This is a genomic window from Lentzea sp. NPDC092896, from assembly GCF_044754905.1.
Classification (GTDB): domain Bacteria; phylum Actinomycetota; class Actinomycetes; order Mycobacteriales; family Pseudonocardiaceae; genus Lentzea.
Genome location: NZ_JBIVPX010000008.1, coordinates 315,255 through 341,198 on the forward strand (window position 1 = coordinate 315,255; position 25,944 = coordinate 341,198).

Genomic DNA, 25,944 nt, shown 5'->3' on the forward strand with positions numbered 1-25,944 from the left:
GGAGGTGTTGTGAGTGACACGTACGGCGAGTGCCTTTTGGCTCAATGAATCGGGAAAAGGGGAAGTTCGGCAGGTCACACTGGCCGAGCCCGGTCCCGGTGAGGTCGAGGTGCGCACGCTGTTCTCCGGCGTGAGCCGCGGCACGGAGACCCTCGTGTTCCGCGGTGGCGTGCCGGAGAACCAGTACGCGGTCATGCGGGCCCCCTTCCAGGAGGGCGACTTCCCGTGGCCGGTGAAGTACGGGTACCTCAACGTCGGCGTCGTGGAAACCGGGAACCTGCGCGGGCGCACGGTGTTCTGCCTCTATCCACATCAGACTCGTTACGTCGTCCCGGAAACCGCGGTCACGCTCGTGCCGGAGGCGGTTCCGGCCGAACGGGCCGTGCTGGCGGGCACGGTCGAGACCGCGGTCAACGCCGTGTGGGACGCGCGTCCGTTGATCGGCGACCGGATCGCGGTGGTCGGCGGCGGTATGGTCGGGTCGAGCATCGCGGCCGTGCTGGCGACGTTCCCCGGTGCCCGCGTCGAGCTCGTGGACGCCGATCCGGCTCGGGAAACCGTTGCCCGCGAGCTCGGTGTCGGATTCGCCTTGCCGGGCAACGCTCTCGACGGCTGCGATCTGGTCTTCCACGCCAGTGCGACCGAGCCCGGCCTCACCACGGCGTTGAACCTGCTCGCGCCGGAGGGCCGCGTGATCGAGCTGAGCTGGTACGGCGACAGGAAGATCTCCGTGCCGCTGGGCGAGTTCTTCCACTCGCGCCGGCTCACGATCCGCAGCAGCCAGGTCGGCGCGGTCGGCCGTCCCGACCGCAGCTACGCCGAACGCATGGCGGTCGCGCTGGATCTGCTGGCCGACGCCAGGTTCGACGCGCTGATCACCGGCCACAGCTCGTTCGAGGAGCTCCCGGACGTGATGCCGAAGCTCGCGGACGGCGAGATTCCGGCGCTGTGCCACCGGATTGACTACGGTCAGGCTCATGTTTCCGAGTGACACCACGGTCGACGTCCGGGGTAAGAGCGTGGCCGTGCTCCCGGTCGGCAGCACCGAGCAGCACGGCCCGCACCTGCCGCTGGCCACGGACTCGGTGATCGCCTGGACCATCGCGTCGGAGATCGCGGCCAGGCACCCCGAGGTCCGGCTGCTGCCGCCGATCCAGTTCTCCTGCTCGCAGGAGCACGCCGACTGGCCGGGGACTGTCAGCATCTCCGCGCGCACATTGATCTCAGTGGTCACGGACATCGCGGAGTCCTTGCGGCGCAACGGTGTCACGAACCTGGTGCTGGTCAACGGCCACGGCGGCAACTACGTGCTGTCGAACATCGTGCAGGAGGGCGAGGGTCTGGCGTTGTTCCCGGGACGGGACGACTGGGCGTTCGCGCGGGAGAAGGCCAGCATCGAGACCTCGGCGTACAGCGACATGCACGCCGGTGAGCTGGAGACCTCGATCCTGCTGCACGCGCACCCCGATCTGATCCGTCCCGGTTATGAAGGCTCTGACCACCTGGCTGAGGACCGGCGGCACATGCTCACCCTGGGTCTGGCGCCGTACACGTCCTCCGGCGTCATCGGGCGGCCCTCGCTCGCGTCAGCGCGCAAGGGCGAGCTCCTGCTCGCGGGACTCGCCGAGTCGTTCCGTCACTACCTGGACCTCTTCGGTCTTCCGGCGTGACAGGAAGAGCACGACCGCACCCGGCAGCGCGGCGATGAGCGCCAGCACGCCGTAGACGATGCCCGTGGTGAAGCCCTGCGCGGCGCCCAGACCGGCGGCACCGAACGCCACGGCGAGGAACGCCTCGCGCGGGCCGAACCCGCCGATGTTCACCGGGATGGCCATGATCAGCAGCGCCAGCACGACGACCGGCGCGAGCTGGGCGATCGTGGCGTTCGACCCGGCGGCGCGGGCGGCCACCAGGAACATCGCGACGTACCCGGCGACGGTGGCGGCCGACAGTCCGATGACCGCGGGCCAGGTCCGGAAGGACAGCAGCCTGATGCCGTCGGCGAGGGTGTTGACCAGGACGCGGCGCACCGGCCCGATCTGCCAGCCGACGACCGCGGCGATGGCCAGACCGGCGAGAACGAGCCCGGCGGTGGTGCCGTCCGGCGCGAGGTCGAGGCCGGGCGCGGGGTGCGTGAGCAGCACCGCGAGCCCGATCCCGATGAGCACGATCTGGCCGGCGAAGCGCTCGAAGAACACGGCGCGCACGCCCCGTCCGACGTCGCCCGACTCACGGCCGTGGTTGACCGCGCGATGCACGTCGCCAAGCACGCCGGCGGGCAGCACGGCGTTGACGAGCTGAGCGCGGTAGTAGTCGCTGACCGCGGACCTCATGGACAGCGGCAGGCCGAGGCGACGCGCGACGAGGACCCAGCGACCCGCGCTGAGCACCGTCGTCACGAGCCCGATCGCCAGTGCGGCGGCGACGGAGAACGCGTCGATCGCCCGCAGTCCGTCGAGGAACGCCCCGGTGCCCAGGCGCACGCCCAGGCCGACCAGGATCGCCAACGCCAGCACCAGGCGAAGCCACGGCCAGAACTTCTTCATCAGACAGACCTCGGTATCGCTAGCAGGTCGACGTGGTGGACTGTCACGGAGGCCGTTGACCTGCGGCGCAGGTACTCGGAGGCCTCGGTGGCGAGTGTGGGTTCCTGCTCCACCGCGGCGTCGACCCAGCCCTTCAGCCACTCGGACTGCAGGGCGTCGCCGTGCATCCGCCAGGGGCTCTGAGCCGTCCGAACCGAAGCGCCGGCTGCCACGAATGCCTCTTCGGCAGCGGCTGGAGCATCAGGTCCGAGCAGACGGCGCCCGTCCACGACGCGGCGCTGGTGAGCGTTGAACGCGTCCTGGAAGGCGGCGTCGAGCGGCTCGGCCGGATCGATGTCGATCCGGCCTGCCACCGAGAGCGTGAACAGAGCGGGCACATGTGCTTCTACGCATGCAACCGCCAGAGCGTTCATCTCGTTAGTAGTGAGCAAGTCGAGCAACGCGGAACAAGTGACCAGGTCAGCGCCCGCGATGTCGGCGGCTTTGAGGGACGTGAGGTCGCCCTCACGCGTCTCGGCGGTGACGTTCTCCATGGCGCTCATGCCGGCCTCGGCCAGCCCGAGCAGCCGGGGGTCGCGGTCGTGCAGCACCCAGTGCTGCACGCCGCCGAGCCTCCCGGCGAGCCATCGTCCCATCGATCCCGTTCCACAACCGAGGTCACGGATCGTCAGGGGGTTTCGGTTCACCAGAGTTTCGCGGACCACGTCGGCGAGCTCGGTCGAGCGTGCCTGTGCGTCGGCGTTTTCCCGCAGTGCCAGCCATTCCGGGGCGAAGGTCATGGCCGGAGCGTAGCCAGCACCCTCCGGAGGTCCTCTGTGGATTCGTCCCAAGTGGACAGAACGGCCCGTCGGGCGAGCGCCCTCGAGCGCAGCTCAGCCCGGAATTCCTGATCTTGGAACCAGCGCGTTAGCGCAGCTTCCAATGCATTTTCGTCCCCGGCGGGAATGAGCAGACCGCCGTCGCCGAGTGCGTCCGGGACAGCGCTCGCGATGACCGGCAGACCGTGGGCGAGGGCCTCGGTGACGACCATGCCGTAGGTCTCGTTCCGAGAGGCCAGGACGAAGAGGTCCGCTCGGTCATATGCGCTGGTCAGGGCCTTGCCGGCGAGTGGCCCCGGGAAGCTGACGCGCTCGTCTCGCGGGAGTTCGCGCAGGAACGGCCGGTGCGGGCCCACGCACGTCAGCCGCCAGTCGTGTTCGATCCGCCGCAACGCGCTGACCAGCAGGTCGTGGCCTTTGCGGGGTGTGATGGACGCGACGCAGAGCAGATGGTGGACACCGTCCGTGCCCCGCGCCAGTGGCGCCGGATCGGTGCCGGGGACGACGACGTGCACGTGGTCGAGCCCGTGCCTTCGCGCGACGTCGCGCGCGGCCGTCGGGCTGGTCGCGATGACCGCGCTGACGGCTCTCAGGACCTGCCCCTCGCAGGCGTCGAGGACGCGTGCGGTCTCGGGGTCCAGACCTGTCTCGTCGGCAAGCGGCAGGTGCACGAGCACAGCGAGTCTGAGCCGTTCGGCGTGAGGGACTACGACTTCGGGTACTCCACAGCTGACCAGGCCGTCGAGGAGCACGACAGCGCCGTCTGGGATCGCCGCAAGCGTTTGCCGCAACGCGGTGGTGTCGCTCGGACGCGGCCAGTCACCAGCGACGGTCAGGCGGTTCAGGCCCGCGCTCACACGCAGGTCGTAGACGTTGCCGCCGCTGGGACTGCCCGCATCCTCGACGTCAGACGGAAGGACGAAGTGCACGTTCGTAGCCGGCCCACGCCACATGGGACTCGTGAAGTGTGACGGCGATCGCATCGATCCCGTGAGCGCCCTCACCCAGAGAGCCCTCGGAGATCTTGTCCGCGAGCTGGTCCGCGATGTGTTTCGCGAGCCACTCCGTGGAGGTGTTGATGCCCGCGAACTGGGGTTCTTCGTCCAGATTGCGGTAGTTGAAGGCGGCCAGGACCTTGTTCAGCTCCTGGGTGGCGAGTCCGATGTCGACGACGATGTTGTCCGAATCGAGCTCAGCACGTTTGAACGTTGCGTCCACCAGGAACGTTGCTCCATGCAGACGTTGTGCCGGACCGAAGACTTCGCCGCGGAAACTGTGGGCGATCATCACGTGATCGCGGACGGTGATGCTGAACAGGATGACCTCCGCTGTGCGGTCGGGTTACGGTGCGACCTCCATCCGAGCGTAGCTGCACGTTCGGAAGGCGCCTGGCGACAAGGGGACCGGAGATGTTCGAACAGGCCTTCAACGAGGAAGACGTTGCGGAGTCCGATCTGGTGACACGGCGTGGCACCTTCCGCGCAGTCGCGTTCCGCGCGGACGGTCACGAGCACATGGCGCTGGTCTACGGCAAGACGAAGCTGCGTGAGAACGTCCTCGTGCGCATCCACTCCGAGTGCATGACCGGCGACATCTTCGCCGCCATGCGCTGCGAGTGCGGCGAGCAGCTCGACGCCGCGCTGAACACCATCGTGCGTGAGGGCAACGGCATCCTCGTGTACCTGCGTGGGCACGAAGGGCGCGGAATCGGTTTGGTGTCGAAGATTCGCACGCACGTGCTGCAGGACGCCGGAATGGACACGTTGGACTCGGCCACGTCCCTCGGCCTGCCTGTCGACGTGCGCGACTACACCCCCGCGGCCCGCGTGCTCAAGCATCTGCGCGTGCAGTCCGTGCGGCTGATGTCCAACAACCCGGACAAGATCGCGGCGCTGGAGTCCCACGGAATCTCGGTGACGGCGCGCGTGCCGTCGTTGATGACCCCGAACGCCCACAACATCGCCTATCTGACGGCGAAGCGGGACCGGCTCGGGCACGACCTGCCTCAGGTCGACGAGTTCACCACCCTGCCGCACGCACGCTGACCATTGCTTTCCCAGCATGTGGCGCTCAGAATGTCTCGATGCTGGCGCTGCGGGCAGGGCGTGCGTTCGACGGTGAACGGTCGATCGCGGGACCCGTCACGGTCATCACCGAGAACGGGACGATCAAGGCCGTCGAGCAGGGGCATCCGGACGTCGCCGGTGCCGAGGTCGTCGATCTCGGCACTGCCACCGTCCTGCCCGGACTGATCGACACCCACGTCCACCTGGGAGCGGACAGCGAGAACGGCGCGCTGGACCGGCTGCCCGAGTTCACCGCCGAACACCTGGACGCGGTGATCGAGGACAGCCTCGACCGCCAGTTGCGGGCCGGCGTGACCACCGTCCGCGATCTCGGTGACCGGAACTGGTCGGTGCTCGACCAGCGTTCGAGGCACCGCCAGCGCGTTCTCGCCTCCGGCCCGCCCATCACCTCCCCGCGCGGGCACTGCTGGTCGATGGGCGGCGAGACCACGGGCGACGACGCGCTCCGCCGTGCCGTGCGGGAACGGGCCGAACGGCGGGCCGACGTCGTCAAGATCATGGCCAGCGGCGGGTTCGCGACGCCCGGTACCGCCGTCGACGACTGTCAGTTCACCGAACACGAACTCCGTGTGGTCGTGGAGGAAGCGCACTCCCACGGCCTGCCGGTGACCGCCCACGCGCACAGCCTGGCCGCGATCCAGCGGGCCGTGGCCGCGGGCGTGGACGGCATCGAGCACTGCACGTGCCTCACCGATCGAGGAATGCGCATGCCGGTGGAGCTGATGGACGCGCTGGCCGAGGCGGACATCGCCGTCTGCCACACCCTCGGCAACACGCAGGATCCGCCGCCGCACGTCCAGGAGGCGTTCGAACGCGCCGGGATGAGCATCGCCGCGAAGCTGAACATCCTGGGCCGCATGCACGACCGCGGTGTTCGGGCGGTGTCCGGCACCGATGGCGGGATCGGGGCGGGCAAACCGCACGGGATCACCGCCCACGCCCTCGGTCACATGATCGAGGCGGGCATTCCGAACGCGGTCGTGCTCGCCAGTGCCACCAGCCAGGCGGCGAAGGCGCTGAGCGTCAGCAAGGGCGTGCTGAGACCTGGCTGGGATGCTGACATCATTGCCGTGCAAGGAGATCCCATGCGGAACATCACGGCGTTGCACCACGTGACGACCGTGGTGATCGGTGGTCAGATCGCGACGACCGTCTTGCCGACCGACCGCCGAGAGTAGACGTGGTCCACCGCGTTCAGCGCCTCTGACAGCGGGAAGACCTCGTCCACCGGGGCTTTCAGCGTGCCCGCCTCGACCATGACGCGCAGCTCGTCGAAGACGACGCCGAGTTCCTTCGACATCAACGGCACGAACTTCCTGGACGAGAACGGGTTCAGGAGCAACGCGCCGATCGACTTGTGGAACCCTCCCGTGATCGATCCCCCGGTCTCCGCGCCGACCAGCACGATCCGGCCGCCCTCGTTCGTCGCCCCGCGCAGCCTGGACAACGGCCTGGCACCACCGCAGTCGAGGATCAGGTCGTACGTGCCGGTGAAGTCAGCGACCGTGTAGTCGAAGACCTCGTCGGCGCCCAGCGACCTGGCCAGCTCGACCTTGCGCGTGCTGCACACCGCTGTCACGTGCGCGCCAAGGGCTTTCGCGATCTGGACGCCGTACGATCCGACGCCACCGCCGGCGCCGAGCACCAGAACCCGTTGCCCCGGCTGGACTCCGCGCAACCCCTGCAGCGCGGTCCCGCCCGAGATCGGCAGCGCCGCGGCCTCCGTGAAGGAGATGCCTTCCGGCTTGCGAGCCAGCCGCGAGACCGGCGCGACGGCGTATTCGGCGAACGACCCCTCGCACGTGCCGAACACCTCGTCGCCGACCGCGAACTCGCTGACGCCGGGCCCGATCTCCTTCACCACACCGGCGACGTCCCTGCCCGGTACCGGCGACTTCGGCCCGCGGAACCCGAACCCGAGGAAGCGCACCAGGTACGGCTTCCCGGTGAGCAGGTGCCAGACGCCCATGTCGACGCCCGCCGCCCGCACCTCCAGCAGAACCTCACCGTTCCCAGGCACAGGCACATCGAGGTCACCTGGCACCGCCGATCCGTATCTTCGTTGCACGACAGCCTTCACAGCTCTTCCTCCTCCGGGTACTGGAACACGTCGTCGAGCGACACCTCGAACACGCGCGCGATCTTGAAGGCCACCTCCAGCGAGGGCGAGTACTTGCCCTGCTCGATGGCGATCAGCGTCTGCCGCGTCACGCCGATGGCCGTGGCGAGATCGGCCTGCTTCATCTCGCCGTGCGCGAACCGCAGGGCGCGGATGGAGTTCGTGACCTTGGTCGGCTTCACGCCATCCCCCGCCGGTAGAACATGATCTTCGCCAGCGAGCCCAGCACCGCGGACAGCACGAAGCACAGGTAGAGCACGTTGGCGATCCAGAAGTACGGCGCCTCGAGCATCGCGAGCACCATGGCGGACACCCCGCCGATGACGACGAACGACTGACCGATGCCGTCCGCGATCCGGCCGATCTCGCGATCCCGCTCGTCGGCCTGCAGCCCGTCGTTGCGTGAGGCGATGCCGAACCAGATGCCCGACACGATGCCGGCGACGATTCCGAGTGAGATCGTCCACACCATCGCACTGATGTACGGCGCCTCGACCAGCGGACGGCCTGCCGCTCCAGTCAGGACAAGCCCGACGTACACGGCATAACCGACCACGGCGATGACCGCCAAGGCCCAGGCCCGCTTCTCCTCGAACGCCATGGTCCCGCTCCTGATGTCAAAGAAACCTGACATCACCAAGGTAAAGCGAAGCAGACACCGTGTCAAACATCTTTGACTTAACCTTTTCGTGATCAACGCGTCCGTATGGCGGTCGACTACCTCCGATCGGACCCATTAGCGTGCGGCGCATGCTCCGTCCGATCCTTGTTGCGTGCGCGCTTGCCCTCACGGCATGTGGCCACGCAGTGACGGCGGAACCTCCCGCCGCCGCACGCACGCAGCCGCCGTCCCACACGCCTGCGGCAGCGCCTCTGGTCGCGACGCCCGAGGTCTGCCCGCTGCCCGACAGCGGGTTCGAGTGCGACTTCCAGAAGCGCCTCAAGGCCGCCCAGGACTACGCGGAGACCAGGCCGGGATCCGTCGGTTTCGTGCTGCGCGACCGCAAGAACGGGGCGACCTGGCGCAACGACCACGCCGGCGACATGACGTGGACCGCGTCGACGATCAAGCTCGCGATGGTCGTGAACCTGCTGGAGCGCCACCGCGCCGGCAAGATCAAGCTGAGCGGCGAGGACCGCTCGCTGATGAACGCGATGCTGCACACGTCCGACGACGACGCGGCGGACTCGTTGTGGAAGAAGTACAACGGTGCGACGTTCAACGCGGCGTTCGGCAAGTACGGAATGACCGATTTGGTGCCGCAAAAGGGATATACGGCCACGTTCCCCTACTGGGGCTTCGAGAAGTGCACCGCGAACGACCTCGACCGCCTGATGAACTACATCCTCGACAGCGTCCCCGCCGACGACCGCGAGTACATCGTCGGGCAGATGCGCCAGGTCGGCGCCGTGCAGCAGTGGGGCGTCTGGGGACCGGACTCCGGCGCGAAGAACGGCTGGTCGGAGGAAGAGGGCGGCTGGGTGATGAACTCGGTCGGGTTCGTCGGGCAGGACGCGCGGTACACGCTCGCGATCATGAACAACCTCAAGGGCGAGGGCGCCTACGACGAGGGCCGCGCCACGGACACGGAGATCACCCGCATCCTCTTCCGCTGAAGCGTCAGTGAGGTGTCAGACCGCGTTGCTACGGTGGTGAGCGACCTGTTCAGACACTGGGGAAGGGGTCGCCGTGCCGGACAGAAGGGCACAGATCGAGCAGAAGATCCGCTCTTTCCAGGAGCAGGCCGCCAGGGCGGGCCAGCTCAAGGACAAGATCGCGGAGCTGCGCGGCCAGGCTCGCAGCGGTGACGGCTCCGTCACCGTGACCGTCGCGCCGTCGGGGGCGGTGCTGGGGTTGCAGCTGTCGCCGACCGCGATGAGGTACAGCCACACGCAGCTGCAGCAGGAGATCCTCGCCACCATCAGGGCGGCGACGCAGCAGGCCGCGCAGGCGTTGCAGGACACCGTGACGCCCGTGCTGGGTGATCAGGCCGAGCGGTTCAAGGACGCGTTCAGCGCGCACTCGGCCGTGATGGTGCCGGACGCTCCCGCACCTCATGCCGCGCCTCCCGCGGCGCCGTACGTGCCGCAGAACGTGACGCCGCCCGCACCGCCTGCCGGGAACCGTCCGAGGCCGAGGCCGGTCTCAGACGACGACGACTTCGGCGGCAACTCGATCCTGAGGTGATGGGGGCATGACGGGATTTCAGGTGCAGGGCGGTGCGCTGACGGCGCACGGCCAGGGTTCGCGGGAGGCCGCAGGCCACTTCGGACAGCTGGCGACCCTGCTCGACCAGGCACGCGTGAGCGACGACTGCTTCGGTCCGCTCGGCGAGCTGATGGCGTTCAAGTACTTCGAGGGCCTGCAGGAATGCCAGGAGATGGCCAACAAGGCCAAGGGTTTCCTGGAGGGCGTGGCCGAGCGCACCGACCAGACGGCGCAGACCTACCGCGACGTCGAGGAAGCGATCCACCAGGGGCTGCAGCAGTTCAGCAGTGGCGGCCCTGGTTCGCTCGCGGACCTGAACGGCGCGGGCAACGGCAACCGCAAGAGCGACTTCGAGCAGAACGCGGGCTACGGCAGCTCGTGGGTGAGCACGAGCGGCGACATCTCCCGCGCCGGCAGCCCGCCGGACGTGGCCATCGCGGCGGTCAACGCGCGCATGGAGCAGCTGCAGTTCGTGATGAGCCCCGGCCAGTCGTTCATCGACAACGGCCTCGGGTTCCTGATCGGCATCGTGATCAGCCCGATCGTCGAGCTCGTGCTCGAACCCGCGATCGGCGACCCGGAGCAGATGCGCAGCACCGGCGCCGGCTGGGGCAAGGTCGCGGACTGGGTGAAGCAGACCGGCGAGCACGAGAAGACCCGTGCCGCCGCGACGTCGGAGCCGTGGACCGGGCAGGCGGGCGACAGGTTCCGCAAGCAGATGGACGAGTTCGGCGCGGGCGCGGAGGCGTTCTCGAACGAGATCCGCGGCCTGCAGCAGATGCTGGAGCTGGCCGCCGACCTGTTCGACGCGTTCGTCGAGATCTGCATCGACATCCTGCAAGAGCTGGTCATGGGCCTGATCATCGAGTGGCTGGCCGCGCTGGCCGCCTCGTGGATCACCGCCGGTGCCTCGATGGCCGCCGCGGGCGTCGCCACCACCGCCCAGGTCGGCGGCACGATGGCGCGCCTGGGCCTGAAGGTCAAGCAGCTGCTCGGCAAGCTCAAGCCGCTGATCGACAAGCTGGAGGACCTGCTGCAGGCGCTGCGCAAGGGCCCGCTGCGCAAGCTCGTCGAGAAGGCCGAGGGCCTGCGCGACGGCAACATGGCCGAGAAGTGGCTCATGCGCAAGATCGACGCGAACCCGCTGGCCAAGATCGTCACCAAGGCCGACCCGGCGACGATGGCGTCCAAGACCGGCAACCGCTTCGCCGGCCGGTTCGGCGTCGACGGCCCCGGTTCGGACTCGCTGACGACGAACCTCACCGAGGCCGGCCTGCGCACGGCGGGCCTGAGCGGCACGACCCACGTGCCGACCGCCATCACCAACGGTGTCATGGAGAATGCTCCCGGCCTCGCCGTCGAGCAGGGCATCAAGTACGGCTACAACAAGGGTCAGGACCCGTCCTCCGACGAGGACCGTGCTGACGCGATGAACCGAGGATTCGAGTACGAGTGATCTTCGCGGAGCTCCTGGGCCCCGGCCACGTCGCCCGGCAGCAGGTCTGCCGGGCGGGCGAGGCGCTGGTGTGGGCGATGTACCGGCGGACCTTCTACTACGCCGTCGACGGCCTCGACCAGCTCGGCGCACCGGGCCGTTCGCTGTTCGCCCGCGGTGCCTCCGCCGTGGGGCGCGGGGTGGGCGACTTCGCGCTGACGGTGCTGGGCGGTGGTGGTGATTCGGGCGACGACAGGGCTCCGGCCGCCGATCACCTGGTGTTCGGGCCTTCCGCCGGTTCCCTGGCCGCGTCGGCGATGGCGCGGTTCGAGCCCGGCACGCGCGTGGATCGCCTGTGGGCGTTGACCTCCTCCCGGCTGGTGATCGCCGAGCGGCACGTCGCGCCGGTCGTCGCTCCGGAGAAGTCGTTCCTGGGAAAGGCGATCGGGTTCGGCCGCGAGGTCGGCAAGATCCTCGCCGACAACCGCAGGAAGTACGGCGAGCACGTGGAGGGCGAGCCCGTCGCCGTGCCGGATTACCGGGTGGTGGCGGAGTTCCCGCGCGCACAGATCGCTTCGGTCGGGCCTGGCCGGGTGACTTTCGTGGACGGCTCGGGCTTCGAGTTCCTGCTGGAGACCCCTGCTGTCGCGGACGACGAGGTGGTCGTCTCGGAGTTGACGAAGTTCTGGCTGCGCCCCGGCGAACGCCTCGTGCTCGGCCTGCCCCCGGTCATCGGCCACGTGGGCGGTGTCGTCGCCGGCTCAGTGCAGCTGCCGCTGACCGCTTCGAGCCCGATGCCCGCGCTGGAACTGGACAAGCAGCGGTGGCCGCTGCCCGCTCCCCCGTCACCGCAGGACTGGACCGACGACCCGACGCTCGGCTACTGGGTCGACGCGCCCGCCGCCTCGAGCCTCGCCGTGTCGCTGGCGGACCACTTCGCCTTCAGCCGCGGCAACGCCCGACTCGCCGTGAGCGACCAGCGCGTGGCCGTGGTCTACCCGACGCATCTGTTCGAGGCCAAGCCTTCCAGCGTGTTCACGACGTTCGCCGAGATCCCCAGCGGCGCCGTGCGATCGCTGGAAACCCCTTGCGTGGGAGCAAGCCTGCCCGCACGGCCGGTCGTCAGGCTGACGTTCGCGGACGGCTCGTCGCTCGCCGTGCGCCGTCAGTCCTGAATCGACTCCCACAGGCAGAGCACACTGCCCTCGCTGTCCTTGACGTACTGAGAGAACCCGAAATCCCCCACGCGTTCCTTGGCGTTGAGCACCACGCCACCGGCTTCCTCGACCTTCCGCGCCACGTCGTCGACGCTCGACACGTCGATGATCAGCACGGGCCCCCGCACGAACTCGGTCCGCGGCGAGATCCCGCCATCGGCGTCGCTGACGTCGACGGGCGCGCCGTCGGTGTCGACGAGCACGTAGTCGAACGGCAACTGCTGCGCCGACCACCCGAACACGTCGCGGTAGAAGGCCGTCGCGCGCCCGAGATCGTCAGCCGGCAACTCGAACTTGACCCTGGTCATCGCGCGAGATCCGGCACCTGGGCGACGAGTTCCTCCGGCGCCGACAACCGCCACGCCTCGAAGACCAGTTCCCTCATCTCGTCCGCCTCGATGCCTTCGAGGTACACCACGACCCAGCCGAAGCCGCCGGCCGTGAACTGCACCTCGAACACGTCGGGCCGTTCCGCGACCAGTGCCAGCTGCTCGGACAGCGTCTGCTTCAGCCCGACCGTCTGCGTGCGCGGCCAGTAGTAGCCGAACAACTTGCCCCGCACCCGGAACGAGTCGTACTGCTGCCCGGACGACCGCTGCACCTCGGGGAGCCCGTACAAGGTCTTGAAGAGCTGCTTGTTCGTTGTCGCCACTGCCGACCCCCAAAGCCGAAGAGCGGAAAGTATAAATCCGGCTTTCAGGACGCGTGCGCGGTGAGCCTCCTCAGGTGGTCGGCGATCAGGGCGGCGTGGGACAGCGGCGTGCCGAGATCCTCGACGTCGCCGTTGGTCGTGTAGTCGAGCAGCACGACGTCGGAGGACTCGGCCAACTCGTGCAGCCGCGCGACCTCCTCCCGCAGCCGGTGCTCCAGGACCCAGCGGTAGGCCGGTAAGTAGATCTCCTGCCGGGCCGTGCGGTAGTCGAGCAGGCGCTCGCCGGCCAGGCCCGCACGATGCCCCCGGACCTGACCGAAGCGGCGGACCGTGCGCTTCAGGCCCTTCATCGACGTCACCGCGAGCTTCGACGGATCGACATCGGCGCCCTCGAAGACCTTCAGGGCCTGCCACAGGCCTTCGACGGACTCGCTCGTCACGCCGGGCGACAACGGCACCGGGATCTGGCCGTGCGGGTAGAACGGGCTGAAGCGCACCCACGGATCAGGACCGCGGGAGGTCACGTCGATGACCACCGCGTCCGGGCGCTTCAGCTTGCGTCGCTTGCTCGCGACTTCGATCGGCATGGGTCGAGGATGGCAGGAGGGTCTGACAATTTTTGGCTGCTGGGCACGCGGCTGCGCTGGGTCAGCACGACGCAGACGAGCACGACGGCCGCGGTGGCGAGAGCCTGCCAGCCGACCGGTTCGCTCAGGACCAGCGCCGACCACATGAGCGTCAGAACCGGTTGGGCCAGCTGGATCTGGCCGATCTTGGCCACGCCGCCCGCGGCCAGGCCCGCGTACCAGGCGAAGAAGCCCAGGAACATCGAGATCAGTGACACGTAGGCGAAACTGAGCCACACGACGCCGTCTGCGCGCGAGAAGTCCGCTGTGTACAAGGAAACCGGGATCGTCACGGGCAGCGAGACGACCAGCGCCCAGCAGACCGTCCTGGCGCCGCCCAGTTCGCGGGAGAGCGCGCCTCCCTCGGCGTAACCCAAGCCGCACAACACAACGGCGACCAGCAGGTAGACGTCGGCCAGGCTCAGCGAACCGGAGAGGCCGCCGCCGGTGGCCACGAACGCCAGCACCGCGAGCAGGCCGGCGCCGCTGGCGAGCCAGAACGCGATGGGCGGGCGTTCGGAGGCGCGCAGGACGGCCCAGATCGCGGTGGACATCGGCAGCACGGCGATCACGACGGCGCCATGGGCCGAGGTCTGGGTGGTGAGCGCCAACGACGTGAAGAGCGGGAATCCGATCACGATGCCCGCGGCCACGACGACCAGGCGGCGGATCTGCGATGCCGACGGGCGCGGCGCCCGCGATAACGCCAGGTAGGCGATCGCCAGGACGCCTGCGACCAGAGCGCGCCCGAACGCGACGAACCACGGGTCCAGTCCCGCCACTGCCAGGCGGGTCGCGGGCAGGGAGTAGCTGAACCCCAGGACGCCGAGCGCGCCCAGTGTTACCCCCGCCGGCAGGATAACGTTACTCTTGGCTCTCATGAATGAGGATAACGCAGCCGTCCGCGTTATCGAGGAGCTGAGAGCAGCGGCACGTTCCGGCCGGGCCGGTGACCGCATGCCCTCGGTGCGCGATCTCATGGCGCGGCACCGGGCCTCGCCCGCGACGGTCCAGCAGGCGATCCAGCGCGTCGCCGCCGAGGGACTGGTCGAGGTGCGGCCCGGCCGCGGCAGCTACGTCGCCGCGCGGCCGACCGCGGTCGGCCGCGACCTGTCGTGGCAGGCCGTCGCGCTCGGCGAGGGCAGGCCGGGCGAGGACCTGGTGGCGAACCTCGTCGCGGTGCCGAAACCCGAGGCCATCCCGCTGACCAGCGGCTATCTCGACCCTGAACTGCAGCCCACCGACGCACTCGGTGCCGCGCTGAGCCGCGCGGCGCGGCGACCGGCGTCGTGGGGACGCGTTCCCGTCGAGGGCAAGGAAGAGCTGCGGGCGTGGTTCGCGAAAGAGGCCGGCGGTGACCTGAGGGCCGGCGACATCACGGTGTGCGCGGGCGCCCAGGAAGCGCTCGCGACGGTGTTCCGCGGGCTCGGCGACCGCGGCGACGCCGTGCTGGTCGAGTCGCCCACCTATCTCGGCGCGATCGCGGCGGCGCGCGACGCCGGACTCAAGGTCGTTCCGGTGCCGGCGGATCAGGACGGTGTGCGGCCGGACCTGCTCCAGGCCGCATTCGAACGCACCGGCGCGAAGGTCTTCTACTGCCAGCCGTTGCACGCGAACCCGCACGGCGCCGTGCTGTCCGACGAACGCCGTGCCGAGGTGATGCGGATCGTCCGCCGCATGGGCGCGTTCCTCGTCGAGGACGACTGGGCGCGCGGCTTCACCATCGACGGCACCGCACCGCCGACGCTGGTCTCGCAGGACACCGACGGCCACGTCGTCTACGTCCGCTCGCTCACCAAGGTCGCCGCGCCCGGACTGCGCGTCGCCGCGATCGGTGCCCGCGGCCCGGCGGGGACCCGGCTGAAGAACACCCGGTCCCGGCAGGACCTGTACGTCGCGGGGCCGTTGCAGGAGGCGGCGATCGACTTCGTGACGTCCCCGGTCTGGCGGCGGCACCTGCGCACCCTCCAGCAGTCCTTGAGGTCCAGGCGTGACGCTCTGACGCAGGCGATCGGCGAACACCTGCCGGAGTTCGCGCTCGCGAAGTCGTCCGGTGGCCTGCACCTGTGGGCGACGTTGCCGGACGGCGTGGACGACCTGGAGCTGACGACGGCCGCCGCGGCGCGCGATGTCGTGGTGTTCCCGGGGCGGCCGTGGTTCGCCGCTGAACCGCCGGGCAGTTTTCTTCGTTTGACCTACGGCGGCGCACCCGAGCACGTGCTCGCCGAGGGCGTGCGGCGGCTGGCCGACGCCGTGTTCGCCGTACGGCGGTGACCGCTTCGGGTGAACTGCATCGTTCATTAACTTGACTCATTCCAGAAAAGACGGCAGGGTGGCGTTCGTGCCCACGGCTTCCGATTTCGAGCGCCTGTTGCGTGGAGCGTCGCTCCGGGTGACGGCTCCGCGGATAGCCGTGCTGTCCGCAGTGCACTCCCACCCGCACGCCGACACGGACTCGATCATCGGTGTCGTGCGTCAGAACCTCGGCGCGGTCTCCCATCAGGCCGTGTACGACGTGCTCCGCGCACTGACCGGCGCCGGCCTGTTGCGCAAGATCGAGCCCCAGGGTTCGGTCGCCCGCTACGAGGCGCGCGTCGGGGACAACCACCACCACGTCGTGTGCAGATCCTGCGGTGCCATCGCCGACGTCGACTGCGCAGTCGGCCACGCACCGTGCCTGGACGCATCCGACGACCACGGGTTCGTCATCGACGAGGCCGAGGTCATCTACTGGGGCTCGTGCCCCGAGTGCACGACCGCCGCGAAAAGTTCCTGAACACCCGGAAGGATTCCCGTGTCCGACAGCACTGACGCCAAGCTGGCAGACCTGAACGAGGAGGAGGCCGGCGGCTGCCCGGTCGCGCACGGTCGCATCAGCCATCCCAGTGAGGGCGGCAGCAACCGAGACTGGTGGCCCAACCAGCTCAACCTGCGGATCCTGCGCAAGCACCCCGTCCAGGCGGACCCGTTCGGTGGTGCGCTCGACTACGGCCAGGAGTTCCTGACCGTCGACCTCGACGAGCTGGCGCGCGACGTCGACGCCGTGCTGACGGAGTCGAAGGACTGGTGGCCCGCGGACTTCGGGCACTACGGCCCGTTCATGATCCGCATGGCGTGGCACAGCGCGGGCACCTACCGCACCCACGACGGCCGCGGTGGCGCCGGTGCGGGCATGCAGCGCTTCGCGCCGCTCAACAGCTGGCCGGACAACGGCAACCTGGACAAGGCCCGCCGTCTGCTGTGGCCGGTGAAGAAGAAGTGGGGCAAGAAGGTCTCCTGGGCCGACCTCATGATCTTCACGGGCAACCGCGCGCTGGAGACCATGGGCTTCGAGACCTTCGGCTTCGCCGGCGGCCGCGCGGACGTGTGGGAGCCGGACGAGGACGTCTACTGGGGCCCGGAGACCACGTGGCTCGGCGGCGACGCCCGCTACAGCGGTGACCGCGACCTGGAGTCGCCGCTCGCGGCCGTCCAGATGGGTCTGATCTACGTCAACCCCGAGGGCCCCAACGGAAACCCGGACCCGCTGGCCTCCGCCCGCGACATCCGCGAGACGTTCGGCCGCATGGGCATGAACGACGAGGAGACCGTCGCGCTCATCGCCGGCGGCCACACCTTCGGCAAGGCGCACGGCGCGGGCGACCCCGACCTCGTCGGCGCGGAGCCCGAGGGTGCCGCGATCGACGCGCAGGGCTTCGGCTGGATCAGCACGCACGGCAGCGGCAAGGGCCGTGACGCCATCACCTCCGGCCTGGAGGTGACCTGGACGCAGCAGCCCACCAAGTGGACGAACCTGTTCTTCAAGAACCTCTTCGCGTTCGAGTGGGAGCTCACCAAGTCCCCGGCCGGCGCGCACCAGTGGAAGCCGAAGGACGGCGCCGGCGCCAACACGGTGCCGGACCCCGAGGACGGCACGCTCAACCGCACGCCGCAGATGCTGACGACCGACCTCGCGCTGCGCTTCGACCCGATCTACGAGCCGATCTCGCGCAAGTTCGCGGAGAGCCACGAGGCGTTCGCCGACGCGTTCTCCCGCGCGTGGTTCAAGCTGACCCACCGCGACATGGGCCCGATCCAGCGCTACCTCGGCGCGCAGGTGCCGCAGGAGGAGCTGATCTGGCAGGACCGCCTGCCGGCCGTCGACCACGAGGTCGTCTCCGCTGACGACGTCGCGTCGCTGAAGGCGAAGATCCTCGAGTCCGGCCTCTCGGTCTCGCAGCTCGTCAAGACCGCGTGGGCCTCGGCCTCGTCGTTCCGCCAGAGCGACAAGCGCGGTGGCGCCAACGGCGCCCGCATCCGCCTCGAGCCGCAGCGCGGCTGGGAGGTCAACGAGCCGGACCAGCTCGCGCAGGTCCTGCGCACGCTGGAAGGCGTGCAGGAGGCGTTCAACTCGGCGCAGACCGGCGGCAAGAAGGTCTCGCTGGCCGACCTGATCGTCCTCGGCGGCGCCGCGGCGATCGAGCAGGCCGCCAAGGCCGCGGGCCACGACGTCGAGGTGCCGTTCCTCGCGGGCCGCGTCGACGCCACCCAGGAGCAGACCGACGCCGAGTCGTTCGCCGTCCTGGAGCCCACGATCGACGGTTTCCGCAACTACCGCGGCAAGGGCCACCCGCTGCCGTCGGAGTACCTCCTCGTCGACAAGGCGAACCTGCTCGGTCTCTCCGCCCCGGAGCTGACCGCGCTGGTCGGCGGCCTGCGCGTGCTGGGCGCCAACCACGGCGGTTCGGCCGCGGGCGTGCTCACGGCCAAGCCGGAGACCCTGACCAACGACTTCTTCGTGAACCTCCTCGACATGGAGACGGAGTGGAAGTCGGTCACCGAGGACCAGGAGAACTTCGAGGGCCGCGACCGCACCACCGGCGCCGTCCGCTGGACCGGCACCCGCAACGACCTGGTGTTCGGCTCGAACTCCGAGCTGCGCGCCATCGCCGAGGTCTACGCGAGTGACGACGCCGCCGCGAAGTTCGTCCAGGACTTCGTCGCCGCGTGGAACAAGGTCATGAACGCGGACCGCTACGACGTCTGATCCAGCCCCTCCCAGGTGCCCCAGGCCAACTCCCCCGGCCTGGGGCACCTTCGTGTTCGGCGGGGCGCGACCTGGACCGGGCGGGAGTCGCTTGGGTTGGCGGGTCTGGGGCGCGGGCGGGGTCGCCGATGTGGTGGCCTGCCAACGGAATCGGCTGGGCGCCGGGCTGAGCTGCTGACACGGCCCCTCCGGATTGCGTTGCGTGGCAACGCGGTCGGGGTGTGGGCCGTGCAGTGTTGGGTGGCGCGGTGTGCGGCGGCACGGTGTGGAGCGGCACGGCGTGAAGCGGCACGGCGTGAAGCGGCACGGCGTGAAGCGGCACGAGACACGTGGCGGTCGCAGTGCGAAACGACGCTGACACGGCCTCGCCGGAATGCGTGGCGCGGCAACGCGATCGGGGCGCGGTAGCCGTGCGCGGCAGCGTGGTCGCCGTGCGCGGCAGCGTGGTCGCCGTACGCGGCAGCACGGTCGCCATGCGCGGCAACGCGCGATCGGGGCGCGGTCGCCGTGCGCGGCAGCGTGGTCGCGGTGCGCGGCAGCGTGGTCGCGGTGCGCGGCGGCGTTATCGCTTCACGCGCGGTAAGACTGCCGTCGCCTCCGGGTCGCCCGACGCGCGCTGACGCAGCCGAGTGACGACGAAGAGCGTGACGGCGACGGCTACCGCGGCGATCACCAGCTTCTGGAAGATTCCCGCGTAGGACTCGACTTGGTGCCAGTTCTCGCCCAGCAGGTATCCGGCGCCCACGAAGATGGTGTTCCAGATCAGACTGCCCAGCGTGGTGAGCGCGAGGAACTTCGGGAAGTTCATGCGTTCCACGCCCGCGGGCAAAGAGATGAAGCTGCGGAACAGCGGCACCATTCGTCCTAAGAACACGGCCTTGGTGCCGTGGCGGGTGAACCAGGCTTCGGTTTTGTCGAAGTCCGTTACGCGGACCAGTGGGATTCGGGCCACCAGGGCGCGGGTTCTGGTGCGGCCCAGGAGCATGCCCGCCAGGTAGACGATGACGGCTCCCGCCACGGAGCCCAGCGTGGTCCAGAACAGGGCCGCCGGCAGGCTGAACACGCCTCTGCTCGCGGAGAAGCCGGCCAGGGGCAGCACCAGTTCGCTCGGGATTGGCGGGAACAGGTTGTCGAGGCCCACGACCACGGCCGCGCCCACGCCTCCCAGTGATTCCATCAGCGAGACGGCCCATTCAGCCAGCATTGGATTTCCCCTCGGGAACGGTGAATTCGGTCGGGGTCCACGTTAGGAATGGGAAAGCGGTGGGGCCATGAGGTTGTCCGTTGGGAATCGTGGGGGAAACCGCAGGGCGATACTGCGGTAAACCGCAATGCCGATGGCGGAACGGGCCAGTACGGTGGCGAATGTGCATCAGGAGGGGCAGCTCAGTGCGGGTTCGCTGGTGCGCGGCTGGTTCCGGATGCTCGCCGGGCTCGCGATCGGGTCGGTGACGGGGCTGCTGGGTCTCGCCGCCGCGGCCGTCGACGTGGGTGTGGTCCGGCAGACCGAGTACGAGTTGAGCCGCATCGCGCGGTTCGACCGGGCCGTGCACACGAACCCGTTGACGCGAAAGGGATGCCGTCGTTACCTCGCGGTGCGGTGGCTGGTCGGCGCGCTCGGCGCGGGCGTGATCTGGATGCTGGCGTTCTGGTACTCCGTGGCGATCTCGATGGTCACGGCGTGGCTCTTCGACGGCGACTGGGGCCTCGTCGAGGACGGGGATCGCGTCACCCTCGCACTGATCGCGCTGGTGGCGATTCCGGGTGCGCTGGTCATCTTCGTGACGACGGCCGGGGTGGTCGGGGTGGCGGTGCTGGACCGCTGGCTCGCCACCGCGCTGCTCGGGACGAGCCAGCAGACGCTGCTGCGGCAAAGGGTCGCGGAGCTGACGAGCACGCGGGCAGAGGTGATCGAGGCGATCGACGACGAGCGCCGGCGCATCGAGCGCGACCTGCACGACGGCGTTCAGCAGCGGCTCGTCGCGCTCGGCATGCTGATCGGCCGGGCTCGGCGGGCCAAAGGTGAGGAGCAGCTGCAGGAGTTGTTGCAGCAGGCGCACCTCACGGCGGGCGAGGCCATCGACGAACTGCGCGAGGTCGCCACCCGCGTCTACCCCGCCGTGCTCGACGACTCGGGGCTGGACACGGCGCTCGAGGTGCTGGCGGAGCGGTCGAGCGTGCGCGTGGAGATCAGCAACGAGCTCAAGGCGTCGCCGGGCACGGCACTGGAGACGGTGATCTACTTCGTGGCGTCCGAAGCGGTCAACAACGCGGCCAAGCACGCCGATCCGACGGTCGTGGAGATCTCGGTGTGGCCGACGCCCGCCGACATCACGGTGATGGTGTGGGACGACGGCTTCGGCGGCGCGGATCCCACCGGCACCGGGCTGTCCGGGCTGGCCAGGAGGGTCAAGGCGGTGGACGGGACGTTCGAGGTGACCAGCCCTGAAGGCGGTCCCACCACGATCTACGCGAGGTTGCCGTGCGAGTGATCCTGGCCGAGGACTCGACGCTGCTGCGCGAGGGCCTGATCCGGTTGCTCGCCGAGGAGGGGCACGACGTCGTGGCCGCCGTCGGCACCGCGCCGGAGCTCGTCAAGGCCACCGAGGAACACCGGCCGGACATCGTGGTCACCGACGTCCGGATGCCGCCGGACCACAAGGACGACGGCATGCGCGCCGCGCTGGAGATCCGCGAACGGTGGCCGGAGGTCAGCGTCCTCGTGCTGTCCCAGTACGTCGAGAACCGCTACGCCACCGAGCTGATCACCAGCACCGGCGGCAAGGTCGGCTACCTGCTCAAAGATCGCGTGGCGCAGGTGGACGAGTTCCTGGAGGCGCTGGACAGGGTCGCTGCGGGCGGCGCGGCGTTCGACCCGGAGGTCGTGCGCAGGCTGCTGACCAGAACCACCCACGTCGACCCGCTCGAAACGCTGACGGCGAGGGAGAAGGACGTCCTCGAACTGATGGCCCAAGGCCTCACGAACGCCAGCATCTCCACCCAGCTGCACATCTCGCAGAGCGCCGCGGAGAAACACATCAACGCCATCTTCGACAAGCTCGGTCTCTCCGGTTCGTCCGGAGTGAGCCGCCGCGTGATGGCCGTCGTCCGCTACCTGGGCAGCTGATGACGATCGACGACCTGCTCAGGACGCCGGGCGCGGTGCTGGCGCGCGGCACGTTCAACGATGCCGTTGTGGCGCAAGGGAAGTGGGTCGCCCGGTTCCCCCGCAGAGACCTCACGGACGCGAGGCGTCGCGCGCGGGCACTCCGCCGGATCTCGCGGCTCGACCTGCCGTTCGCCGTGCCGGAGGTCCTCGAGGACCGGCTCGACCTGCCGCTCGGCCAGGCCCACGTCGTCCTCTCCTACCTGCCCGGCGAGCCCGCGGAGACCGCGAGCGACGAGGCCGTCCGCGAGGTGCTGGACGCGCTCGCGGCGGTGAAGCCGGACGCCGAACTCGGTGCCCTGCTGGACGAACCACTGCACCACGCGGGCGGCCGGCGAACAGCGGAGGAGATCACCGAGCTGGTGTTCCCGCTGCTCGACGCCGACGAACGCGACCAGGCCTCCCAGGTCCTGCAACGGTTCGCGGACCTGCCGGAGGCAACGGGATTCGTGCACGGCGACCTGGCACCGGTGAACCTGCGCTGGCACAACGGAAAGGTCAGCGGAATCATCGACTGGGACTTCGCCTGCGCCGGCGATCCGGCTCTCGACGCGGCGGCGTTCGCCAGCTACGGCTGGCCGCTGGTCAAACGGGTCCGGCCCGCCGACTACGAACGGGCGCGCACGCACGCCGCGATGTTCCCGCTCACCGGCGCGGTGTCCGCACTCCGGCAGGCCGGCGACCCGGCGAAGTTCCTCGCCTGGTTCCGCCGCCGCTGCGCGGTCCGCGAACACCCGCCGGCCAGCTAGGACCCACAGCACGCCGGACCAAAGACGCGGGTGTGCTCACCGTCACAGACGTGAAGACCACCCTCACCAACGCCGAGACGGTCGCCGGGTTCCACGGGCCCGGCGACAGGCTCGACGACCTCACGCCGACCCTGGATTCGTCCTGCTCAGCCCTACCGCAGCAGCCCGGCCCAGCCGGTCAGCCGCCGATCACCGAACGCCTCACGACCTGGTATCGCCACTCGCGTTCCACCCACGAAGACCGGCTAACACCGAGACCTCTCCGCCAGCGCCTTTGATCGCCGGAATTGGGCACTTGGGCAGCGGAATCGCGCTTTTCACGGCGTCGAGAAGGGCTAATTGAGAGGACATGAATGGGTTTGCGCCAACGCACTTCACCCGTACGGAGGACTTGATCACTATGATGGGTGAGTGTCCCTGAGTCGTCGGCCTCTCGCGTTACTCGCTGCGCTCGCGCTGGTCAGTGCGGTCACGGCGTGCACCAACGCGGCGGTCGGCGACCCGGTCGGAGCACCGTCCGACCAGAAGAAGCCCACGTCGTCGAAGGACCCTGCACCGGCACCGCCGCCCAGGGACAACCTCAAGCTCGCGATCGACAACAACCGCCAGAGCGGTGGCACGGTGATCGCCGGGGCCGGTGACGCGCCGTACAACTACGCGCCCGCCGTGATGCTCGACGGCGGCAAGGTGCGCGCCTGGTGGTGCAGCCAGCTGAGCGCGGCCCCTCCCGGCGGCGACGACATCCTCTACAGCGAGGGCCCTGGCGTCGGTGGACCGTTCTCGACGGCGGTCCCGGTGTTCTCCGGCAGCGGCGGCAGCTTCGACGCCATGCACACGTGCGACCCGTCGGTGATCAAGATCGGCGACGTCTATTACATGTATTACACGGGCGCGTCGCGGGACAACCACGCGAACGGCAGCTCGGCGGGCGTCGCGTCCAGCAAGGACGGCATCACCTGGACGCGCGAGAACGGCGGCCAGTCGATCCTCGGCCCGGCCGGGGACATCATCCGCGACAACACCTACGGCGCGGGCCAGCAGTCGGCGATCTACCTCGACGGCTGGGTGTACCTGATGTTCACCGACACCACCGGCCTCGCCTCGCACCAGAACGGCGCCGGGCAGTACGTGCTGCGTTCGAAGGACCCGACGTTCGCCAAGGGCGTCGAGGCGCTCGGCAAGCAGGGCTTCAAGCCGGTGACGTCGAACAACGGGCCGCGCACCCGGTCGGTGGTCGAGGCGTTCAGCTCGGACTGGATGTGGATCGACGCGGTGTCGTCGTTCGCCATCGCCCACGAGACCGACAACGGCACCACCATCACCTTCTGGAACAGGGACTTCACCCGCCACCCGTTCGAACCGGTGCTGATCCCCGGCCCGTGGAGGGAAGGCCCCGGCCTCCTGCGCACGCCGGAGGGCCACGCGCCGATCAACGCCAAGGACCCGTGCGGCCGAGTCGCGATCGACGTGCTGCGCGGCACCGTCGAAGGCCCGGCGGGACCGACGAACATCTCCCACTTCGGCATGGACGTGCGGGGCATCAGGGGATGCGCCACCGCGGCCGAGGCGAGGGTCCTCAACGGCTTCGCGGTGCCGTCCCCGGAACGCACGCTCGACGTCGTCGCGGGCGGCAACCTGATGCGGTTCGAACGTCGCTCGGTGGCCGAGAAGTTCTCCCGCGGCGTGCTCGGCACCCGTCCGCAGGGCGTCGACTCGTTCAAGCTCACGGCCAAGGTCCCGGCCGGCGCGCCCGCGGTGAGCAACCCGGACGGCGCGGTCGGGCTGCTGCTCGACGGCAAGCTGTGGGTGGTCAACTCGACCGAGCTCGCGTCGCTGAACTCGTCCCAGATCAGCACGGTGTCCGCGGAGCAGTGGGCCGCCTACGAGCGCCTGCCGGACCTCGTCCGGCCCTGACCGGCTACGTTCTCCCCTGGCTTCGAATCGGACACGGGGGACCGACTGGTGGCATTGACGGCGGAACGGCCCAGGGCGCTCGCGGACAGCGTGCTGCCGGTGCCGGACGAACCGCGGCACGAACTGACCTGGCTGGGCATGCTCGGCGGGTTCGTCGCCGCGATGGCGTTCCTGCTGCTCATCCCCGCCGGCTGGTCCCGGCTCGACCACCTGTGGGCCGAGGACGGCGCCCGGTTCATGGTCGACGCCGTGCGCTCGCCCGTGCTGTCGAACCTGACCGACCCGTACGGCGGCTACCTGCACATGCTGCCGCGCCTGGTCGCGCAACTGGTCGCGCTGCTGCCGCTGGAGTGGACGGCGGTGGGGTTCGCGGTCTGCGCCGCGGTGCTGCGGGCGCTCATCGCGTTGATCACGTTCGCGGCCTCGAAGGCGTACCTGAAGTCGGCGCCGATGCGGTTCGCGCTGGCGGCGCTCGTCATCGTGTTGCCGGCGGGCAACTCCGAGACGTTGAACAACATGGCGAACCTGCACTGGTTCCTGCTCTACGGCGCCTTCTGGGCGTTGTTGTGGCGCAACGCCCCACGGGTGCCGGTCGCGCTGTTCGTGGTCCTCGCCGCCCTGTCCAGCCCGCTGGTGTTCGTCCTGGCGCCGATCGCGCTCCTGCGGCTCTTCCAGCCGCGCAGGGAGGTGCCGATCGCGTTCCTCGCCGGACTGGTCGTGCAGGGGCTGACGATGCTGTTCGCGTCGCGCACGCCGTACTCGCACGACGAGGTCGACCCGGTGCAGGTGCTGCTGGCGAGCCTGCTGCGGGTGCCCGTGGTGGCGTTCACGGGATCCGAACGGGTCGGCGAGCTCTACCCGGCGATGGGCAACCTGCTGATCCTCGGCTCGCTGCTGGCCGCCGCCGTGCCGATCGCGGCGGGGCTGCGGTTCGGTGACCGGGTCGGGCGAACGCTCGCGCTGGTCGCGCTCGCCTACAGCGTGATCCTCATCGTCGCGTGCCTGGTGCTGAACTGGACGCAGGTCCTGCAGGTGCAGGCGGAGGACGTGGTGATGGCCGCGCAGCGCTACAGCATCGCGCCGTGCCTGTTCCTGTTCACCGCGATCTTCGTGGGCCTCGACGCGACGCCGGCGAAGACCTGGGAACGCGCGGTGGTCGCCGGGAGCCGCTACCTGATCGGATTCCTCGTGGTGGTCAGCGTCTTCGCCTACCTGCGGGAGCCGGAGACGGTGCTCAGGGGCGTTCCGTGGGACGAGAGCCTCGCGAACGCCCGTGCGAAATGCGCCGCGGGAGCGACGGAGGCACGGCTGGAGCACGCGCCGGACGACTGGTTCTTCATCGTTCCGTGCGAATCGGTGCGCTGACTCGTCGAAAACGCG

Annotated in this window: 29 protein-coding genes; 17 read left to right on the plus strand and 12 right to left on the minus strand. The window is 69.3% G+C overall.

Translation table 11 applies throughout. From position 1 onward, the window contains the following. Positions 1-13 precede the first annotated feature (13 nt). Together ACIQF0_RS34175 and ACIQF0_RS34180 are read left to right on the plus strand one after the other, a co-directional pair. Positions 14-991 carry a zinc-binding alcohol dehydrogenase gene (locus tag ACIQF0_RS34175; RefSeq protein ID WP_401036525.1) on the plus strand — a complete coding sequence of 326 codons (978 nt, stop codon included), beginning with the start codon at positions 14-16 and terminating at the stop codon, positions 989-991. Next, positions 978-1,670, plus strand: coding sequence for a creatininase family protein (locus ACIQF0_RS34180; RefSeq protein WP_401036528.1), 693 nt, complete (start codon positions 978-980; stop codon positions 1,668-1,670). The genes ACIQF0_RS34175 and ACIQF0_RS34180 overlap by 14 nt, the downstream gene beginning before the upstream one ends. On the opposite strand, the gene ACIQF0_RS34185 is transcribed toward ACIQF0_RS34180, so the two are convergent. The 4 genes from ACIQF0_RS34185 to ACIQF0_RS34200 are packed head-to-tail and all read right to left on the minus strand — an operon-like array spanning position 1,587 to position 4,681. Continuing rightward, positions 1,587-2,546 (minus strand): YbhN family protein, encoded by a 960-nt coding sequence (locus tag ACIQF0_RS34185; RefSeq protein WP_401036530.1) that lies wholly within the window; start codon positions 2,544-2,546, stop codon positions 1,587-1,589. The genes ACIQF0_RS34180 and ACIQF0_RS34185 overlap by 84 nt on opposite strands. After that, positions 2,546-3,325 carry a class I SAM-dependent methyltransferase gene (locus tag ACIQF0_RS34190; RefSeq protein WP_401036532.1) on the minus strand — a complete coding sequence of 260 codons (780 nt, stop codon included), beginning with the start codon at positions 3,323-3,325 and terminating at the stop codon, positions 2,546-2,548. Before ACIQF0_RS34190 ends, ACIQF0_RS34185 begins: the two co-directional genes overlap by 1 nt. Further along, positions 3,322-4,317: a glycosyltransferase family 4 protein gene (locus tag ACIQF0_RS34195; protein WP_401036534.1), complete on the minus strand. Its 996-nt coding sequence runs from the start codon at positions 4,315-4,317 to the stop codon at positions 3,322-3,324. Before ACIQF0_RS34195 ends, ACIQF0_RS34190 begins: the two co-directional genes overlap by 4 nt. Then, positions 4,271-4,681, minus strand: coding sequence for a 6-pyruvoyl trahydropterin synthase family protein (locus ACIQF0_RS34200; protein ID WP_401036808.1), 411 nt, complete (start codon positions 4,679-4,681; stop codon positions 4,271-4,273). The genes ACIQF0_RS34195 and ACIQF0_RS34200 overlap by 47 nt, the downstream gene beginning before the upstream one ends. Before the next feature lie 92 nt (positions 4,682-4,773). Here ACIQF0_RS34200 and ribA point away from each other — a divergent pair, with 92 nt between their 5' ends. Together ribA and ACIQF0_RS34210 are read left to right on the plus strand one after the other, a co-directional pair. Next, positions 4,774-5,409: a GTP cyclohydrolase II gene (ribA, locus tag ACIQF0_RS34205; RefSeq protein ID WP_401036537.1), complete on the plus strand. Its 636-nt coding sequence runs from the start codon at positions 4,774-4,776 to the stop codon at positions 5,407-5,409. 38 nt (positions 5,410-5,447) lie between these two features. Next, complete coding sequence (locus ACIQF0_RS34210) at positions 5,448-6,629, plus strand: amidohydrolase family protein (RefSeq protein WP_401036539.1); 1,182 nt, start codon at positions 5,448-5,450, stop codon at positions 6,627-6,629. Here ACIQF0_RS34210 and ACIQF0_RS34215 read toward each other — a convergent pair. From ACIQF0_RS34215 to ACIQF0_RS34225, 3 genes are read right to left on the minus strand one after another with little or no spacing between them, the layout of a single operon-like run. Next, positions 6,587-7,477, minus strand: coding sequence for an NAD(P)-dependent alcohol dehydrogenase (locus ACIQF0_RS34215; protein ID WP_401036541.1), 891 nt, complete (start codon positions 7,475-7,477; stop codon positions 6,587-6,589). The two genes, ACIQF0_RS34210 and ACIQF0_RS34215, sit on opposite strands and share 43 nt — an antisense overlap. 50 nt (positions 7,478-7,527) lie before the next feature. Then, the gene (locus ACIQF0_RS34220) at positions 7,528-7,695 is read right to left on the minus strand and encodes a helix-turn-helix transcriptional regulator (RefSeq protein WP_401036811.1); all 168 of its coding nucleotides are present in this window, start codon (positions 7,693-7,695) and stop codon (positions 7,528-7,530) included. Positions 7,696-7,748: 53 nt separating this feature from the next. Continuing rightward, complete coding sequence (locus ACIQF0_RS34225) at positions 7,749-8,171, minus strand: hypothetical protein (protein WP_401036543.1); 423 nt, start codon at positions 8,169-8,171, stop codon at positions 7,749-7,751. A gap of 206 nt (positions 8,172-8,377) precedes the next feature. Between ACIQF0_RS34225 and ACIQF0_RS34230 the strand changes: the two genes are divergently transcribed. From ACIQF0_RS34230 to ACIQF0_RS34245, 4 genes are all read left to right on the plus strand, one after another. After that, on the plus strand, positions 8,378-9,187 hold the full coding sequence (locus tag ACIQF0_RS34230) for a tat pathway signal sequence (RefSeq protein ID WP_401036545.1): 810 nt from the start codon (positions 8,378-8,380) through the stop codon (positions 9,185-9,187). Positions 9,188-9,260: 73 nt separating this feature from the next. After that, on the plus strand, positions 9,261-9,758 hold the full coding sequence (locus tag ACIQF0_RS34235; protein WP_360039876.1) for a YbaB/EbfC family nucleoid-associated protein: 498 nt from the start codon (positions 9,261-9,263) through the stop codon (positions 9,756-9,758). A 7-nt stretch (positions 9,759-9,765) separates the two neighbouring features. Further along, positions 9,766-11,235 carry a WXG100 family type VII secretion target gene (locus ACIQF0_RS34240; protein WP_360039873.1) on the plus strand — a complete coding sequence of 490 codons (1,470 nt, stop codon included), beginning with the start codon at positions 9,766-9,768 and terminating at the stop codon, positions 11,233-11,235. Beyond that, on the plus strand, positions 11,232-12,389 hold the full coding sequence (locus tag ACIQF0_RS34245; RefSeq protein WP_401036548.1) for a hypothetical protein: 1,158 nt from the start codon (positions 11,232-11,234) through the stop codon (positions 12,387-12,389). The genes ACIQF0_RS34240 and ACIQF0_RS34245 overlap by 4 nt, the downstream gene beginning before the upstream one ends. On the opposite strand, the gene ACIQF0_RS34250 is transcribed toward ACIQF0_RS34245, so the two are convergent. Genes ACIQF0_RS34250 through ACIQF0_RS34265 form a run of 4 tightly spaced genes read right to left on the minus strand, consistent with a single transcriptional unit; the run spans position 12,380 to position 14,590 of the window. Beyond that, positions 12,380-12,739, minus strand: coding sequence for a VOC family protein (locus tag ACIQF0_RS34250; protein WP_401036550.1), 360 nt, complete (start codon positions 12,737-12,739; stop codon positions 12,380-12,382). The genes ACIQF0_RS34245 and ACIQF0_RS34250 overlap by 10 nt on opposite strands. Beyond that, entirely contained in the window at positions 12,736-13,083 is a 348-nt protein-coding gene (locus ACIQF0_RS34255; RefSeq protein ID WP_401036553.1) for an MmcQ/YjbR family DNA-binding protein, read from the minus strand. The genes ACIQF0_RS34250 and ACIQF0_RS34255 overlap by 4 nt, the downstream gene beginning before the upstream one ends. Positions 13,084-13,127: 44 nt before the next feature. Next, a complete protein-coding gene (locus ACIQF0_RS34260) occupies positions 13,128-13,670 on the minus strand; it encodes a DUF6939 family protein (protein ID WP_401036556.1) in 543 nt (180 codons plus the stop codon). Continuing rightward, positions 13,634-14,590 carry a DMT family transporter gene (locus ACIQF0_RS34265; RefSeq protein WP_401036557.1) on the minus strand — a complete coding sequence of 319 codons (957 nt, stop codon included), beginning with the start codon at positions 14,588-14,590 and terminating at the stop codon, positions 13,634-13,636. Before ACIQF0_RS34265 ends, ACIQF0_RS34260 begins: the two co-directional genes overlap by 37 nt. Here ACIQF0_RS34265 and ACIQF0_RS34270 point away from each other — a divergent pair. From ACIQF0_RS34270 to katG, 3 genes are all read left to right on the plus strand, one after another. Then, positions 14,589-15,983, plus strand: a complete 1,395-nt coding sequence (locus ACIQF0_RS34270; protein ID WP_401036559.1) for a PLP-dependent aminotransferase family protein — start codon at positions 14,589-14,591, stop codon at positions 15,981-15,983. The two genes, ACIQF0_RS34265 and ACIQF0_RS34270, sit on opposite strands and share 2 nt — an antisense overlap. A 67-nt stretch (positions 15,984-16,050) precedes the next feature. After that, positions 16,051-16,485, plus strand: a complete 435-nt coding sequence (locus ACIQF0_RS34275) for a Fur family transcriptional regulator (RefSeq protein WP_090068208.1) — start codon at positions 16,051-16,053, stop codon at positions 16,483-16,485. A gap of 18 nt (positions 16,486-16,503) precedes the next feature. After that, positions 16,504-18,735: a catalase/peroxidase HPI gene (katG, locus tag ACIQF0_RS34280; RefSeq protein WP_401036562.1), complete on the plus strand. Its 2,232-nt coding sequence runs from the start codon at positions 16,504-16,506 to the stop codon at positions 18,733-18,735. A 562-nt stretch (positions 18,736-19,297) separates the two neighbouring features. Here katG and ACIQF0_RS34285 read toward each other — a convergent pair. Next, positions 19,298-19,939, minus strand: coding sequence for a DedA family protein (locus ACIQF0_RS34285; RefSeq protein ID WP_401036565.1), 642 nt, complete (start codon positions 19,937-19,939; stop codon positions 19,298-19,300). A gap of 163 nt (positions 19,940-20,102) precedes the next feature. Here ACIQF0_RS34285 and ACIQF0_RS34290 point away from each other — a divergent pair, with 163 nt between their 5' ends. The 6 genes from ACIQF0_RS34290 to ACIQF0_RS34315 all read left to right on the plus strand — a co-directional run bounded on the left by ACIQF0_RS34290 (position 20,103) and on the right by ACIQF0_RS34315 (position 25,929). Further along, positions 20,103-21,227 (plus strand): sensor histidine kinase, encoded by a 1,125-nt coding sequence (locus tag ACIQF0_RS34290; RefSeq protein WP_401036567.1) that lies wholly within the window; start codon positions 20,103-20,105, stop codon positions 21,225-21,227. Continuing rightward, entirely contained in the window at positions 21,218-21,862 is a 645-nt protein-coding gene (locus ACIQF0_RS34295; RefSeq protein ID WP_401036570.1) for a response regulator, read from the plus strand. The genes ACIQF0_RS34290 and ACIQF0_RS34295 overlap by 10 nt, the downstream gene beginning before the upstream one ends. Continuing rightward, on the plus strand, positions 21,862-22,650 hold the full coding sequence (locus ACIQF0_RS34300) for a phosphotransferase family protein (RefSeq protein WP_401036573.1): 789 nt from the start codon (positions 21,862-21,864) through the stop codon (positions 22,648-22,650). The genes ACIQF0_RS34295 and ACIQF0_RS34300 overlap by 1 nt, the downstream gene beginning before the upstream one ends. 50 nt (positions 22,651-22,700) lie before the next feature. Then, positions 22,701-22,928, plus strand: a complete 228-nt coding sequence (locus tag ACIQF0_RS34305) for a hypothetical protein (protein WP_401036576.1) — start codon at positions 22,701-22,703, stop codon at positions 22,926-22,928. 133 nt (positions 22,929-23,061) lie between these two features. Beyond that, positions 23,062-24,564 carry a beta-xylosidase gene (locus ACIQF0_RS34310; RefSeq protein ID WP_401036578.1) on the plus strand — a complete coding sequence of 501 codons (1,503 nt, stop codon included), beginning with the start codon at positions 23,062-23,064 and terminating at the stop codon, positions 24,562-24,564. A 48-nt stretch (positions 24,565-24,612) separates the two neighbouring features. Further along, positions 24,613-25,929: a hypothetical protein gene (locus ACIQF0_RS34315; RefSeq protein WP_401036579.1), complete on the plus strand. Its 1,317-nt coding sequence runs from the start codon at positions 24,613-24,615 to the stop codon at positions 25,927-25,929. Positions 25,930-25,944: the final 15 nt, after the last annotated feature.

Coding starts and splice junctions, on each gene's coding strand:
- ACIQF0_RS34180 (WP_401036528.1), top strand. CDS start 978: ATGTTTCCGAGTGACACCACGGTCGACGTCCGGGGTAAGAGCGTGGCC.
- ACIQF0_RS34185 (WP_401036530.1), bottom strand. CDS start 2,546: ATGAAGAAGTTCTGGCCGTGGCTTCGCCTGGTGCTGGCGTTGGCGATC.
- ACIQF0_RS34190 (WP_401036532.1), bottom strand. CDS start 3,325: ATGACCTTCGCCCCGGAATGGCTGGCACTGCGGGAAAACGCCGACGCA.
- ACIQF0_RS34195 (WP_401036534.1), bottom strand. CDS start 4,317: ATGTGGCGTGGGCCGGCTACGAACGTGCACTTCGTCCTTCCGTCTGAC.
- ribA (WP_401036537.1), top strand. CDS start 4,774: ATGTTCGAACAGGCCTTCAACGAGGAAGACGTTGCGGAGTCCGATCTG.
- ACIQF0_RS34210 (WP_401036539.1), top strand. CDS start 5,448: ATGCTGGCGCTGCGGGCAGGGCGTGCGTTCGACGGTGAACGGTCGATC.
- ACIQF0_RS34220 (WP_401036811.1), bottom strand. CDS start 7,695: ATGAAGCAGGCCGATCTCGCCACGGCCATCGGCGTGACGCGGCAGACG.
- ACIQF0_RS34225 (WP_401036543.1), bottom strand. CDS start 8,171: ATGGCGTTCGAGGAGAAGCGGGCCTGGGCCTTGGCGGTCATCGCCGTG.
- ACIQF0_RS34240 (WP_360039873.1), top strand. CDS start 9,766: ATGACGGGATTTCAGGTGCAGGGCGGTGCGCTGACGGCGCACGGCCAG.
- ACIQF0_RS34250 (WP_401036550.1), bottom strand. CDS start 12,739: ATGACCAGGGTCAAGTTCGAGTTGCCGGCTGACGATCTCGGGCGCGCG.
- ACIQF0_RS34260 (WP_401036556.1), bottom strand. CDS start 13,670: ATGCCGATCGAAGTCGCGAGCAAGCGACGCAAGCTGAAGCGCCCGGAC.
- ACIQF0_RS34270 (WP_401036559.1), top strand. CDS start 14,589: ATGAATGAGGATAACGCAGCCGTCCGCGTTATCGAGGAGCTGAGAGCA.
- ACIQF0_RS34265 (WP_401036557.1), bottom strand. CDS start 14,590: ATGAGAGCCAAGAGTAACGTTATCCTGCCGGCGGGGGTAACACTGGGC.
- ACIQF0_RS34285 (WP_401036565.1), bottom strand. CDS start 19,939: ATGCTGGCTGAATGGGCCGTCTCGCTGATGGAATCACTGGGAGGCGTG.
- ACIQF0_RS34300 (WP_401036573.1), top strand. CDS start 21,862: ATGACGATCGACGACCTGCTCAGGACGCCGGGCGCGGTGCTGGCGCGC.